At 73.8% G+C, this 13,670-nt stretch carries 10 protein-coding genes and 1 pseudogene; 3 read left to right on the top strand and 8 right to left on the bottom strand.

Annotated elements, in window-relative coordinates; genetic code table 11:
* Positions 1–30: 30 nt before the first annotated feature.
* The gene (locus BM290_RS14845) at positions 31–795 is read right to left on the bottom strand and encodes an NADH-quinone oxidoreductase subunit E (protein WP_143133743.1); all 765 of its coding nucleotides are present in this window, start codon (positions 793–795) and stop codon (positions 31–33) included.
* Positions 796–1,103: 308 nt separating this feature from the next.
* Between BM290_RS14845 and BM290_RS14840 the strand changes: the two genes are divergently transcribed.
* Complete coding sequence (locus BM290_RS14840) at positions 1,104–1,346, top strand: hypothetical protein (protein ID WP_093614228.1); 243 nt, start codon at positions 1,104–1,106, stop codon at positions 1,344–1,346.
* A 119-nt stretch (positions 1,347–1,465) separates the two neighbouring features.
* On the opposite strand, the gene BM290_RS14835 is transcribed toward BM290_RS14840, so the two are convergent.
* From BM290_RS14835 to BM290_RS14815, 5 genes are read right to left on the bottom strand one after another with little or no spacing between them, the layout of a single operon-like run.
* Positions 1,466–2,227, bottom strand: coding sequence for a class I SAM-dependent methyltransferase (locus tag BM290_RS14835; protein ID WP_093614226.1), 762 nt, complete (start codon positions 2,225–2,227; stop codon positions 1,466–1,468).
* A gap of 32 nt (positions 2,228–2,259) precedes the next feature.
* Positions 2,260–3,429, bottom strand: a complete 1,170-nt coding sequence (locus BM290_RS14830; protein ID WP_239143550.1) for a VWA domain-containing protein — start codon at positions 3,427–3,429, stop codon at positions 2,260–2,262.
* A gap of 9 nt (positions 3,430–3,438) precedes the next feature.
* On the bottom strand, positions 3,439–5,931 hold the full coding sequence (locus BM290_RS14825; protein ID WP_239143549.1) for a DUF5682 family protein: 2,493 nt from the start codon (positions 5,929–5,931) through the stop codon (positions 3,439–3,441).
* Positions 5,924–7,009, bottom strand: coding sequence for an ATP-binding protein (locus BM290_RS14820; RefSeq protein ID WP_093614224.1), 1,086 nt, complete (start codon positions 7,007–7,009; stop codon positions 5,924–5,926). The genes BM290_RS14825 and BM290_RS14820 overlap by 8 nt, the downstream gene beginning before the upstream one ends.
* The gene (locus tag BM290_RS14815; RefSeq protein ID WP_239143548.1) at positions 7,006–10,314 is read right to left on the bottom strand and encodes a DUF5691 domain-containing protein; all 3,309 of its coding nucleotides are present in this window, start codon (positions 10,312–10,314) and stop codon (positions 7,006–7,008) included. Before BM290_RS14815 ends, BM290_RS14820 begins: the two co-directional genes overlap by 4 nt.
* A gap of 61 nt (positions 10,315–10,375) precedes the next feature.
* On the opposite strand from BM290_RS14815, the gene BM290_RS49710 reads away from it, so the two are divergent.
* Positions 10,376–11,023: a Rossmann-fold NAD(P)-binding domain-containing protein gene (locus BM290_RS49710; protein ID WP_239143547.1), complete on the top strand. Its 648-nt coding sequence runs from the start codon at positions 10,376–10,378 to the stop codon at positions 11,021–11,023.
* Between the two features lie 69 nt (positions 11,024–11,092).
* On the opposite strand, the pseudogene BM290_RS49705 reads toward BM290_RS49710, so the two are convergent.
* A pseudogene (locus BM290_RS49705) lies at positions 11,093–11,848 on the bottom strand (EamA family transporter); the annotation flags it as partial.
* A gap of 82 nt (positions 11,849–11,930) precedes the next feature.
* Between BM290_RS49705 and BM290_RS14805 the strand changes: the two are divergent.
* Positions 11,931–12,413: a MarR family winged helix-turn-helix transcriptional regulator gene (locus BM290_RS14805; RefSeq protein ID WP_239143546.1), complete on the top strand. Its 483-nt coding sequence runs from the start codon at positions 11,931–11,933 to the stop codon at positions 12,411–12,413.
* Here the strand turns inward: BM290_RS14805 and BM290_RS14800 are convergent.
* On the bottom strand, positions 12,384–13,400 hold the full coding sequence (locus tag BM290_RS14800) for a glutathione S-transferase family protein (RefSeq protein ID WP_093614220.1): 1,017 nt from the start codon (positions 13,398–13,400) through the stop codon (positions 12,384–12,386). The genes BM290_RS14805 and BM290_RS14800 overlap by 30 nt on opposite strands.
* Positions 13,401–13,670: the final 270 nt, after the last annotated feature.

Below are 13,670 nucleotides of genomic sequence, written 5' to 3'. Positions count from 1 at the left end.
CGGTCCCGCCGCGGCCGGCGTTCGTGCCGGTCAGTCCAGCTTCGGCCACTCGGCCTCGATCAGCGACACGGCGGTGGTGACGGCCTCGGCGCCGGCCGGCGTGGCGGACGAGACGACGACCACGCTGCGCGACGCCGACGTACGCCAGCACATCAGCGTCGCCGGATCCTGGCCCGGCCCGTTGCTGATGCCGGTCGTGCAGCGGATCCCGTTCCCGGCCGGTGTGCCTCTGTCCTTCGCGCGCTGCAGCAGCGAACCCCCGGTCGCATCGCGCCAGAAGCCGACGACCTGCATCGTGCCGTCCGCGAACGCGTGTTCGGTGACCTTGGTCCGCTCGGTGAGACGCAGACGTTCGCGCAGCTCGTCGAGGGCGGCCGAGGCCCGGGCCTCGGCCTCGCCGGGGCTCGCCGGAAGGCTCGCTCCGATCGAGGGCGCCGGGCTTCGTTCGACGGGTGCGGCATGCCTGGTGATGGTGGGGGTACGGCTGACCGGCGCCGTCTCCTCCGGGGTGGGTCCGGCCGTCGCCGGGTTCGTCTGCGGCGCCAGCGCGGCCGGTTCGGGCAGGCCCGGCTGCTGCTCGTTCATCAGCTGGGTGGCCAGGAACCCGGCGGTGGCCAGTGCCACGACGGCCACGGCGGTCGCGGCGATCAGCCGCCGGCGGTGCCGGGCCGCGCGATCGGGGCCGGTCGCCGCCTCGGAGCTGTAGAGGCCGCCCTCGGGGGCCGGGTATTCGTCGTGGTCGTGGTGCTCGTCGTAGGCCATGTCACCGTCCCCGGGCCGGTCGTCTCGCCTCATGCTCCCAAAGAAAGGTACATATCGGGCGAGATTCGGGTCATCGACGGGCGCTGTCGGCATCACGTCAGCGCTGGGCGGGGCGCGCTCCGGTCGTACCCCCGGAATTGCCCTTGCCAGGAAGAACCCTCGGTGACCGAACCGGAACGACCGGTGCCGATGCCTCTGCCGGGCGTCACCCGGACCGGCGAGGGCGGCAGTGAGCGGTTGACCGGGCGGCCGATGCGCGCGCAGTGTGTGGACACGCGGGTGCGAGGGCGGGCGGACCCGGAGCCGTTCATCGTGCCCCGTCGGCGTGGAGGTGACGGCACGTGTTCGGCGACCCGGCGGATCACGAGCCCGACCGGCCGTCGTGGGACTGCCGGGCCTGCGGCCGGCCCTGGCCGTGCGACCCGGCGCGCGAGCAGCTGGCCGCGGCGCACGGCCGGGTCGAACTGGCCGTCCTCATGTGGGACCACCTCGAGGAGGCCGCCCGGGACATGCCCCAGGCGCCCGCCTCCGAACTCTTCGAACGCTTCCTGCGCTGGACCGATCGCCCGTCCGGCGGCCACTGACCGCCGGTGTCCGCTGACTGACGGTGGCTCCTGGTCGCCGGCGTTCTGGCCGCCGGCCTCCGAGCGCCCGGCGTTTCGGCCGCTCTCGGCTGCGGCGGCGCGGGCCGTCGGGCGCAGGGTCAGCGGAGGCCGGCGACCGCGGCGTCGGTGCCGCCACGCCAGATGATGCCCGCCTCCCGGAAACCGGCCGTGCGCAGCGCGTCGACGTGCCACGTCGCCGGCGGAATCCACTCCTGGTTGTGATCGCTGGACGGGTAGATCCGCTCCCGCTCGGCCGCCTTCGGCGCCAGTTGCTCGTCCGCCGCGACCAGCGCCCACCACTGTGGCCAGGAGGTGGCCGCGCCGGTCGCGTACCGCGCCTCGCGCCGCGCCCGGCCGTGGTCGCGGAGCTGCCGGGACAGCTCCGGCAGGCCCTCGTCCTCCATGTGGTCGGCGTTCGCGAACAGGCCGCCCGGGCGCAGCACCTCCCGGACCTCCGCGTACAGCGCGGCGACCCGCTCGGCCGGCAGCCAGTGCAGCGCCGTCGCGGTCAGCACCGCGTCGAACGGCTCCGGCGGCAGCTTGGCCCGCCAGCCCGGATCGCCCAGGTCGGCGTCGACGACGGTCGCCCTGTCCCGCAGCGACGACCCGGCGATCGTCAGCAGCACCGGGTCCTGGTCCACGAGGGTGAGCCGCGCGCCCGGGAAACGGGCCAGCGTGCGCAGCGAGATCGTGCCGGTGCCGCCGGCCAGATCGAGCAGCCGGGGCGGCTCGCCGCCGGTCACCGCGGCCACGGCGGTCAGCATCGCCGCGAACCGCTCCTCCCGGTCCGGCATGAAGGCTTCCTGCTGGCGGTCCCAACTCTCCTGATATACCTCAGGATTCTTTAGGTAAGCACTCATGTCCCTTACGGTAGTTACATCGACGGGTTGGTTCAAGCGGAACCGAGGCGCTCGGCGAACGCTCGCAGATCACGACGCTCGATCGCCGCCGCCATCAGATCGGGGAACGCGTCCGGGGTGCACGCGAACGCCGGGACCCCGAGCGCAGCCAGCGCCGCCGCGTTGTCGTGGTCGTAGGCGGGCGCGCCCTCGTCGGAGAGCGCCAGCAGCACCACCACCTGCACGCCGGCCGCCGTCATCTCGGCCACCCGGCGCAGCATCTCGTCCCGGACGCCACCCTCGTACAGGTCGCTGATCAGCACGAAGATGCTGTCCCGTGGTCGCGTGATCAGCTGCTGCGCGTAGGCGATCGCCCGGTTGATGTCGGTGCCGCCGCCCAGCTGCGTGCCGAACAGCACCTCCACCGGATCGGCCAGCTGATCGGTCAGGTCCACCACCGCCGTGTCGAACACCACGAGCGACGTGCGCAGCGACCGCATCGACGCCAGCACCGCCGCGAACACCCCGGCGAACACCACCGACGCCGCCATCGAACCGGACTGGTCGACGCAGAGCACCACGTCCCGCTGCACGGCGGCGCCGCGCCGCCCGTACCCCACCAGCCGTTCCGGAATCACCGTCCGATGCTCCGGCTGGTAATGCCGCAGGTTCGCCCGGATCGTCCGGTCCCAGTCGATGTCCGCGTGCCGCGGCCGGCTGACCCGGGCGGCCCGGCTCAGAGCGCCGGTCACCGCGGTGCGGGTCGGTTGCGCGATGCGGCGCTCCAATTCAGCCACGACGGTACGGACCACCTGTCGCGCCGCCTCCCGGGCCGCATCCGGCATCACCCGGTTCAGCGAGAGCAACGTGCCCACCAGGTGCACGTCCGGCTCGACCGCGGCCAGCATCTCCGGTTCGAGCAGCAGCCGGGTCAGATCCAGCCGCTCGATCGCGTCGGCCTGCATGACCTGCACCACGGTGGCCGGGAAATGCTCCCGGATGTCCCCGAGCCAGCGCGCCACCCTCGGCGCCGAGCCACCCAGCCCCGCCGACCGTCGCGCCGGCCGCTCGTCGGCCTCGCCCGCGTCGTAGAGCGCGGCCATCGCGGCGTCCATCGCCCCGTCCCGGCCCTCGGCTCTGCCGAGCGGCTCGTCCGCCGCCCCGCCGAGCACCAGCCGCCACCGGCGCCTCTGCTCCGCGCCCACCTGCTCGCTGTCGCTCAACCCGGCCCCCTACCCGTTCACATCCGCCGCCGGGCGGTTGTTCGCGCCTGTCGCCGGGCGGTCGTGTTCGCCTGCCGCCGGGCGGTTGTTCTCGGCGGTCGCCGAGTGGTCGTGTTCGCCTGCCGCCGGGCGGTCGTTCGCGCCTGCCGCCGGGCGGTTGTTCTCGCCGCTCGCCGGGTGGCCGTGCTCGCCTGCCGGCGGGTGGCTGTTGTCGTCTGCCGCCGAGTCGCTGCTCTCGGTTGTCGTCAGGTGGCGGCCCAGCAGTGCGCCCAGCGTCGCCAGTGGAGTCGCCGCCCGATCGATGTCGAGCGCGACCACCGGCCCCGCCTGCGCCGCCCGGCCGCCGGCGATCCGCTCGCCGATGGCCCGCCGCTCGCCGGGGTCGAAACCGCCGAACGTGCGCCGCAGCAACGGCAGCACCGCGTCGAACGCGTCCGCCGGGATGTCCGCCAGCCAGTCGTCCACCAGCGACAACAGCGCCTCGTCATGGACCAGCAGCAGCCCGCCGCCGGACAGGAAACCCTCCACCCAGGCCGCCGCGTGCGCCGGGGGAGCCCCGACCGTCAACGGCAGGCGCAGCCGTCGCCGCACCTCGGGGCCGTCCAGCCGCCCCGCGTCCAGCAGCAGCCGGGTCAACCGGCCGGCCGGAAGCCCGTGCAACCCCGGCCGGGCCGCCAGCGACCCGATCGTGCCGAGCCAGCGCTCCCGCAGCGAGTCGTCGGCGAGCAGCCCGACCGCCTGATGAACCCCGTCCATGCCGTCGCGCAACTGCCGGGCCGCCTCGTCGGAGAGCGAACCGGCCGCCGACGGCAACGCCGCGCACACCCGGCCCAGCAGACTCGCGGTCACCGTCGCCAGCCCGGCCACGTCGGTGCGGCGCACATCGCCGTACCGCAGGGTCCGGGCCAGGGCCGGGATCGCCGCCATCAGATGATGCACGTCGGCGTCCAGCGCGGCGCGGGTGTCCAGAGCGGCCAGCACCGGTGGGTACGCCTCGGCGAGATCCGCCAGCAGACAGACCTCCACCAGCGCGGTGACCTCGGCCAGCGTCGACGCGTCCCGGGCCTGCCGGGTGACCCGGGCGGTCGCCGCCGACACCACGGTGGTGCCCCACATGCCGCCCTCGACCAGCCGGACGGCGAACTCCGGCTGCCACGCCAGCCGCCACTCCTCCCGGAACGTCCCCGTCCCGCGCCGGGCCGCCGCCCGCTGACCCCACGGCACCCCGAGCACCGTCAGCCGGTGCAGCAGTCGGCTGCGCCGCAGGTCGGTGTCCTGCCGCAGATCCAGGTCGAGGGCACGCCCGGCGGCCTCCGGCCGGAGCCGCAGCGCTCGCTGCTGCGCGGTCAGGTCACGGACCAGCGGCACGGCCGGCATGTCGTCGGGCACCGAGCCGAGACGTTCGCCGACGACCAGCCGGCGGGCGATCAGCTCGGACCGCAGCGGCTCACCGTCACACATCACCGCTTCGGCGGCCTCGGTCACCTCGGCCAGCCCCGCCAGCGGCCGCCCGCGCAGCGTGGCCAGGGCCTCGGCCAGCCGCACGGCCTCGATCACGTGCGCCGACGACGTGGGCACCCCCTCGGCCCGCAGCACGCCGGCCGCGTCCACCAGCCATCGGGTGACCACATCGTCCCCGGTGGTGAAGAGATGGTGATACCACCCCGGCGAGTGCACCCCCGCCCCGTACCCGGACCACGACGCGAGCCGCCCGTACGTCCACGGCACCCAGGTGAACGCCACCTTCCCCCGGCGTCGTCCCTTGAGCAGCGCGGTGTCGTCCTTGACCGCCACCTTCCGGGTCAGCGCCGGAACGTGCCACGCTCCGCACACCACGGCGATGTCCCGGTGCCGGCGTCGCTCCTCCCGCAGCACCGACCGCATGTACGCCTCGCGCGCCAGATCGTCGGGATCCTCCGGCGCGTGCTCCCGGATGGCGGCCATGGCCTCGGCGATCGCCTCGAACACCGGCATGCCCCGATGCTCGACGACGTCCTCCCACCACCGTTCCGGATCGTCGTAGCCCGCCGCGGCCGCCAGTTCCGCGATCGGATCCACGGGCCGCGACGCCACCGGATCCGCGGGCTGTGGGACGCCCGGATCCGCTGGCGGTGGAACGATCGGATCCGCCGTGCGGACGGCATTTCCGGTCGCGACCTCCGGCGGTGTCGAGGTGTCCGCGGGAGGCGCGACGCGACAGCCGTACGGAAGATCGAAAAAACGGACGCGGACGCCGCGCCGGACCGCCCACCGGATGGCCTGCCATTCCGGGGAGAAGACCGCGAACGGCCAGAACGCTGCCTTCCCCGGGTCGTCGACGGCGTAGCCGAGCAGTGCCACCGGCGGCTCCAGGCCGTCGTCCGCCGCCCACCGCACCAGGTCGTCGGCCTCCGGCGGCCCCTCGATCAGCAGCACCTCCGGCGGATGCGCGTCGAGCTCGCGCAGCACCGCGCGGGCCGAACCGGGCCCGTGATGCCGGATCCCGTAGATCCGCTCAGGCATCGCGGGCGGCCCGGTAGAAGTCGAGCCAGCCGGGCCGCTCCCGGACGACCGTCTCCAGATACTCCCGCCAGACGACGCCGTCGGACACCGGGTCCTTGATCACCGCGCCGACGATGCCGGCGGCCACGTCACCGGGATGCAGGGTGCCGTCACCGAAGTGGGCGGCCAGCGCCATGCCGTTCGTCACCACCGAGATGGCCTCGGCGGTCGAGAGGGTCGCGGTCGGGGACTTCAGGGTGGTACGCCCGTCCTCGGTCATCCCGGACCGCAGCTCCCGGAAGACCGTCACCACCCGGCGGATCTCCTCCATCGCGGCCGGCACCTCCGGCAGCTCCAGGGCCTTCCCGAGCTGGGCGACCCGGCGCGCCACGATCTCCACCTCGTCGTCGGCGCCGGCCGGCATCGGCAGCACCACCGTGTTGAACCGCCGCCGCAACGCGCTGGACAGCTCGTTGACCCCGCGGTCCCGGTCGTTGGCGGTGGCGATCAGGTTGAACCCGCGCCGCGCCTGGACCTCGGTGTTCAGCTCGGGAACCGGCAGCGCCTTCTCGGACAGCACGGTGATCAGCGCGTCCTGCACGTCGGACGGCATCCGGGTCAGCTCCTCCAGCCGGGCGATCGACCCGGCCCGCATGGCCCGCATGATCGGGCTCGGCACCAGCGCCGCATCGGTCGGGCCCTCGGCGAGCAGGCGGGCGTAGTTCCACCCGTAACGGATCGCCTCCTCCGCGGTCCCGGCGGTTCCCTGCACGAGCAGCGTCGAGTCACCGGAGATCGCCGCCGCCAGGTGCTCGGACACCCACGTCTTCGCCGTGCCCGGCACCCCGAGCAGCAGCAGCGCCCGGTCGGTGGCCAGCGTCGAGACGGCCACCTCGATGAGCCGGCGCGGCCCCACGTACTTCGGGGTGACCTTCGCCCCGTCGCCCAGCAGATAGGTGACCACGGCCTGTGGGGACAGCCGCCACCCGGGCGGCCGGGGCCGGTCGTCGGCGGCCGCGAGCAGGGCCAGCTCCTCGGCATACTGATCCTCGGCGTGCGGCCGCAGCGCCTCGGCGGTCGGTGTCGTGCCGTCGTTCACTGCAACTCCTGAAACATCTCGTGGCGGAAGGCGAGGGTGCGGGCCAGCTCGGCCACCGGGCGCACCCGGGTCGGATCAACAATCTGATCGAGGCGTACGGCCAGTCGCCCGGCCAGGTCGGCATACTCCGGTGGCATCGCCAGCCCGGCGGCCCGGCAGAGCTCGCCGAGCTGCCAGGTGTGCCGGTCGTTACGGGCCCGCTGCTCGACCGTCTCCAGGACGGCCACCGCCAGCCGGTCCGGCCACGGCCCCGGATGCAGCCCGAGCAGCCGCTGCGCCGAACCGTCCTCGGACCGCAGCGCCGCCGTCGCCAGCCGGGCCAGCACATCCGGTGGCAGCACCAGATGCAGATCCCACCGGACGGCCTCCCGCAGCATCCCGCCGTCCGACCTGAGCAGCGCCGAAGCCCACCCGGCATCCCGCTGCACCACGGCGGCCTTGGCCCACCCGTGCAGCAGCGGATTCGCCCAGTCGTGGCCACGGGCGAGCCCGAGCCAGTCCGCGGGCCCCAGCCCGGTCTCGGCTGCGGCCCGGCCGACGGTTGCGGCCGGTTCCCCGGTCTCGGTTGCGGCCCGGCCGACGGTCGCGGCCCGATCCCCGGCCCTGCTCGTGGCATCGGCTCCGGTGGATTCGCCGGCCGGAGCCGAACTCCCTGTCGATGCTGCCGGACCGGTCCAGATGTCGAGGGGTGCGCCGGCGACGATCTCCTCGAGGAGCCAGGCGCCGATGCCGACGCCGCGGACCGGTGTGGCGCCGACGCCGTCGCGCCGCAGTTCACGGTCGAGTTCGGCGGGTGGCTCGACGGTCAGCCGGCCGGAGGCGTCGAGCCTGACCGCGGCCAGGGCGCGGGTTGCCATCCGCCGGCCGAGAGCCGCACCGGGCAGTGTGCGCAACAGGTCGAGCGCGACCTCCCGGACCTCCTTGCGCCGATCGTCGAGGGCACGTTCCAGCAGGGGCTCGTCGGCGCGGGACAGGCCGGGGCCGAACGTGCCCAGGAACCGCGCCCGGTTCTCCGAGGACTCCTCGTCCCAGGTGCTCTCCAGCAGCTCACGGGCCCGCCCGGGATCGACAGCGCGCAACGCCGCCAGATGACCGAGGCGCTCGGTGGTGGTCGCGGTGGCCCAGTCGCCGGCCGGCGCGGGCGCCGCCTCGTTCAGCAGCCACCGCCAGTCGGCGCGCTGACCGGCCAGCCAGGTCCCGCGCCGCCCGGCGACCCGGGCCACGTCGCCGCGAATCGTGGTGTTGCGGCGGCCCGCCTCCAGCAGCTCGGGCAGGATCACCGGCGGCACGATGCCGCCCCGGGCCGCGGCCGCGGTCAGCCACTGGGCCAGCAACTCCTGCTCGTGGTGGCCCCCGGCGGGCGCGCCGCCACCCAGAATCCGGGCCAGCCGTGCGGCGGCGGGAGGCGGCAGCGGTTCGTCGATCTCGGCCGGCGCGGCCGCCACCGGAACCCGGCCGAACTCCGGCTCCATACCGGCCCGGCGGCAGATCAACGCCACCGCCGCCGCTTCCAGCAGAGCCGCCGCCGGCCCGTCCGCACCCGGCACCGCGGCGGGCGCGGAATCACCTGGCTCGACCGGCCCGGCAAGCGTGGCCGGCCCGGCGAACTCCGCGAGGGCCGCCGGCTCGCTGAGGGATGCGGGTTCGGCGACGGCGGGCTTCCGGATGGCGGTGGACTCGCTGAGGGAGGCGGGTTCGGCGGGGGAGGCGGGTTCGGCGAGGGTGCCGGGCTTCCGGATGGCGGTGGGCTCGCTGAGAGAGGCGGGTTCGGCGGGCCTGCTGAAGGTGGCGGGCTCGGCGAGGGTCAGGGGCGCCGGGAGGGCGGCTGTTTCGGTGTGGCCGGCTGCCCCGGCGGAGGGCGGACCGGTGTGGGTGGCTGGTGGGAGGGTGGACGGGATGGCGCTGAGGCTCACCGTCAGGGGGCCGACCCACAACGACGTCGCTGACCAGGGGCGGCGGCCGGTGCCGAGCAGGGCGGCCGTCAGTAGTTCCGGTGGGAGTTCGGCAGTGCGGCGGGAGGATGAATCGGGCACCGGCGGCGCGGCGGGGACGAATCGGCCGTCGGCCCAGGCCGCGAGGGGGCGCAGGCCGGACGGGGACCACTCGGCGGCGACGGTGGCGGGGTGGGCGCCCGCCGCGGCGAGCAGCCACCACGGCTCACGATGGCCGGGGGCGAGGGGCAGGGCCGAGCCTTCCTCGTCGACCAGGTGACCGTCGGCCGTGGGGCGCACGTCGGCGAGGAGCATCGGCGCGTCGTACCGCCAGGGCTCGGAAGCGATGAGCGTCGCCCACCGGGAGAGACCCGCCCGGATGGTGCCGGCGCCGTCAGGGGCGCCGAATGGCTCGGCCGCCGAGATCTGCTCGGCGACCAGGGCTCGCAGCGGCGCGGCCCCGGGGTAGAAGCACAGGTCGCCGCGGAACTCGGTGCCGGGGATCAGGTCGGCCGGGAGTGGCCGGCCCGGCGCCGCGAACGACAGGATCAGCGCGAATCGGCCGCCGGCGCCGTGCAGCCAGGTCCGCCGGCTGGTCAGGGAGCCGTCGTCGGTCTCGACCTGGCCGAGAACCTGCCAGCGGTCGGTGACCCGCGGGCCGGCCAGCACCTCCTCGGCCGGAGTGGGGAAACCGATGCGCGAACGCACGGTGGCGGCGAGCGCCGGGTCGAGCGTGCCGAGCCGGGCGTGGCCGCTGACCAGCAGCCGGAGCAGCGCCAGCTCGCCGAGCAGCCGGTCGGCCCACTGCGGCCCGACTCCGGCGAACCCGCCGAGCCGGCGGACCGCGCCGGCCGCCCCGGGCGCCTGGGCGTCGACGAGCCGGGCCGCCATCGTCTCGAACGGCTGCGGACCGGCCCGCCCGGCCGCGGCCAGGCCCTGATCGACCTGGTCATCGAGCCATCGTCGCAGCTCGGCCATCCCGCCGGCGACACGCTCGGCACGGCCCTGGGCACGTTTGGCCGCGGCCACCGGATCGGGCGGGGACGCCGTCGCCCGGGCCGCGCGCGCCGCCCGGGCGGTCTGCCAGGCGGTGACGAACTCGGGGGCCGGATCGGACGAGACCCCCGAGGCGGACCAGCGCAGCAGCAGGCCGAGCACGTGCTTGCACGGGATCTTGCGACTGGGGCAGGAGCACTTGAAGGCCGGCCCGGCCAGATCGGCGGCGACCTGATAGCCCCGGCACAGTCCCCAGAGGACGTCGCCGGTCAGGCCGGTGGCGGAGAACTGGCCGGCGGCGCCGCGCGCGTTGCGCAGCGAGGCGGGGTCGGGCGCGAGCGCTTCGACCTGGGCGACGGACCACCGTTCAACGGGCACACGACGACCCTAGGCCCGGGGTACGACGTTTTCCGCCTCCCGAACGCGGCACACTGGGGACATGAGGGTGATCGTGTTCGGCGCGACCGGGATGGTGGGTCAGGGTGTGCTGCGGGAGTGCCTGCTCGCGCCGGATGTGACCGGGGTGCTGGTGGTGACCCGCAGCCCGACCGGTGTCGAGCATCCGAAACTGCGCGAGATCGTCCTGCCCGATCTCGCCGACCTCAGCCCGATCGCCGGTGAGCTGGCCGGTTACGACGCCTGTTTCTACTGCCTGGGCGTGTCATCGGTGGGGATGGACGAGGCCGCCTACACCCGGGTGTCCTACGACCTGCCGATGGCCGCGGCCCGTGCGCTGGCCCCGCTCGGCGACGATCTCACCTTCGTCTACGTCTCCGGTGAGGGCACCGACGCCGACAGCCGGTTGATGTGGTCGCGGGTCAAGGCCCGGACCGAGCGGGAGGTGATGGAGATGTTCCGTAACGGCTTCGCGTTCCGCCCCGGGTTCATCCAGCCGACGCACGGTGTCCGTTCGAAAACGGGGTGGTACAACACCGCCTACACGATCATCGCGCCGCTCGTCCCGCTCATCCGCCGGGTCGCGCCGCGCTTCGTCACCACCACCGACGAGGTCGGCCGGGCCATGCTGCGGGCGGCCCGCGGCGGTTACGACAAGCGCATCGTCACGACGGCGGACATGCACCACTGACTGTCCCCACACGACGGCGCCGAAGGCGAGCGCCATCCCGGCCAACTGCACCGGGGTCAGTGTCTGGCCGAGCGCGGCCCAGCCGACCACCGTCGCGGTGAGCGGCGCGAAGAGGCTGAGCAGCGACACCCGCGACGCCGGCAGCCGGTCGAGTCCGCGGAACCAGAGCGTGTAGGCCAGCGCCGTCCCGATCAGGCTCAGGTAGGCGTACCCCCCGAGATTTGTCACTGACAGTGAGGGAATCGGGCCCTCCGTCAGGAGGGTGACCGGGACCAGCAGCAGACCTCCGGCCGTGAGCTGCCAGCCGGTGACCGTGAGCAACGAGACGCCGGGGCGGCCCCACCGCTTGGTGAGGACGAGGCCGAGCGCCATCGATCCGGCGCCGGCCAGGCCGGCGACCACCCCGATCGGGTCCAGGTGGGCGGAAGCGGTCAGCACGGCGAGGGAGACGCCCGCCACCCCGATCAAACCCGCGGCGATGGTACGCCCGGAGACGCGCTCACCCAGCAGGAGCACGCTGAGGCCGGCCACGAGCAGCGGCTGCACCGCCCCGAGGACCGCCGCCATCCCGCCGGGCAGCCGGTACGCGGTGACGAAGAGCAGCGCGAAGAAGATGCCGATGTTGAGTGCCCCGAGCACCGCGGACTTCCACCACCAGGCGCCGCGTGGCAGCCGCCGGGTGAGGGCCAGCAGCACGAGACCGGCCGGCAGTGCCCGCAGCATCCCGCTCAACAGGGGGCGGCCGGGCGGCAGGAGTTCGGTGGTGACCGCATACGTCGTCCCCCACAGCACCGGTGTGAGGGCGGTGACCAGCAGAATCCGCATCAGACCCAACTCCCTCGACGTAAAGTATCTCGACATCAAGATAACTTTGTTCGAGAAGCTTGTCATCAAGGAAAATGGAGAGGTGACCGACGACATCGACCGGATCCTTGCCCAGTGGGCCCGTGAGCGCCCCGACCTGGAGACCGAAGCCATGGGCGTTTTCGGACGCATCCATCGCCTGTCCCGCCTCGCCGGCGACGCCACCGAGCGCGCCTACGCCCGGTTCGGCATCGCCCGCGCCGACTTCGACGTACTGGCCACGCTCCGCCGCTCGGGCGAGCCGTTCCAGCTGTCGCCGGGCGCGCTGGCGGCCTCGATGATGCTCAGCACCGGCGGCACCACGGCCCGCCTGGACCGCCTGGAGAAGGCCGGCCTGGTCGCCCGCGCCCCCGATCCGAACGACCGCCGGGGCATCCTGGTCCGCCTCACCGAGCAGGGCCACGCCATCGCCGACGAGGCGGTCGCGGCCGGCCTCGCCGAGCAGCAGCGCCTCCTCGCCCACCTCCCGCCGGAGAGCAGCGCCCAGCTCAACGCCCTACTGCGAGACCTGCTCGGCGGAGTGTGACGCCGGGACCGTCTCGGCCGGGGCCGGCGGCGGCGGGGGAGTGCCGTCCCCGAACGGGCGGCCGCCCAGCGACTCGCGGCCGTGCGGGGTCAGCCAGCCCCGCAGGTCCGGGCCGGCCGGGACGACACCGCTCGGATTGATGTCGCGGTGCACCTCGTAGTAGTGCCGTTTGATGTGCGTGAAATCGATCGTGTCGCCGAATCCGGGCGTCTGGAACAGGTCGCGCGCGTACGCCCAGAGCACCGGCATCTCGGTCAGCTTGGTGCGGTTGCACTTGAAATGGCCGTGGTAGACGGCGTCGAATCGGGCCAGTGTCGTGAACAGCCGGACATCGGCCTCGGTGATCGTGTCACCGACCAGGTAACGCTGTCCGGAAAGGCGCTCCGACAGCTGGTCGAGACGGGCGAACAACCGGGCGTACGCCTTCTCGTAGGCCTCCTGCGTGCCCGCGAATCCGGCCCGGTAGACGCCGTTGTTCACGTCGGCGAACACGCCCTCGTTCACCGCGTCGATCTCGTCCCGCAGGTGCGGCGGATAGAGCTCGGGGGCGCCCTGCCGATGATGCTCCGTCCATTCCAGCGACAGGTCGAGGGTGATCTGCGCGAAGTCGTTGGTGACGACCTCTCCGCTGGTCACGTCCACGATCGCGGGGACCGTCACGCCCTTGTCGTAATCCGGGAAACGGGCCAGGAACGCCTCCTGCAGCCGCTCGATCCCGAGGACCGGATCACGCCCGCCCGGATCGAGATCGAAGGTCCAGCTCCGTTCGTCGTGCGTCGGCCCGCAGATGCCCATCGACAACGCGTCCTCCAGGCCGAGCAGCCGCCGCACGATGATCGCTCGATTCGCCCACGGGCACGCCCGCGCGACCACCAGCCGATAACGCCCCGCCTCGACCGGAAAACCGTCCCGCCCGTCCGCGGTGATCCGGGTGGCGATGTACCGCTGATCGCGGGTGAACTCACCCGCCGGATTCACATAGGCCATGCACCCATCGTTCCCGAACAGACAATCCCGAACCCTTTTCCGGTACGCCGACGGCCGCCCCCAGCCGCAACCACTCCTCCCGTGGCATCCACGCGAGGAGGGCCGCCGGTCGCGGCCGGAACGCGCCGGCCGGGGCGGGGTGCGGGGAGACGGCGTTCAGCCCGCGAAGCAGTCGGTCGGCATCGGCGCGCGGGCCGATGCGAGTGTGGACGTCTCCAGAGCGCGGCCGGGGCGCCGGGGGCGAGGCATCCCCCCGTGTCCGACGCCTCG

This window comes from Actinoplanes philippinensis, assembly GCF_900113015.1.
Lineage (GTDB): Bacteria > Actinomycetota > Actinomycetes > Mycobacteriales > Micromonosporaceae > Actinoplanes > Actinoplanes philippinensis.
The sequence above is the reverse complement of the archived record's forward strand: the minus strand, read 5'-3'. Positions and strand labels throughout refer to the sequence as shown.

Excerpts from the sequence above, each read along its gene's own strand:
- BM290_RS14845 (WP_143133743.1), bottom strand. The coding sequence starts at position 795 with ATGAGGCGAGACGACCGGCCCGGGGACGGTGACATGGCCTACGACGAG.
- BM290_RS14835 (WP_093614226.1), bottom strand. The coding sequence starts at position 2,227 with ATGAGTGCTTACCTAAAGAATCCTGAGGTATATCAGGAGAGTTGGGAC.
- BM290_RS14825 (WP_239143549.1), bottom strand. The coding sequence starts at position 5,931 with ATGCCTGAGCGGATCTACGGGATCCGGCATCACGGGCCCGGTTCGGCC.
- BM290_RS49710 (WP_239143547.1), top strand. The coding sequence starts at position 10,376 with ATGAGGGTGATCGTGTTCGGCGCGACCGGGATGGTGGGTCAGGGTGTG.
- BM290_RS14800 (WP_093614220.1), bottom strand. The coding sequence starts at position 13,400 with ATGGCCTATGTGAATCCGGCGGGTGAGTTCACCCGCGATCAGCGGTAC.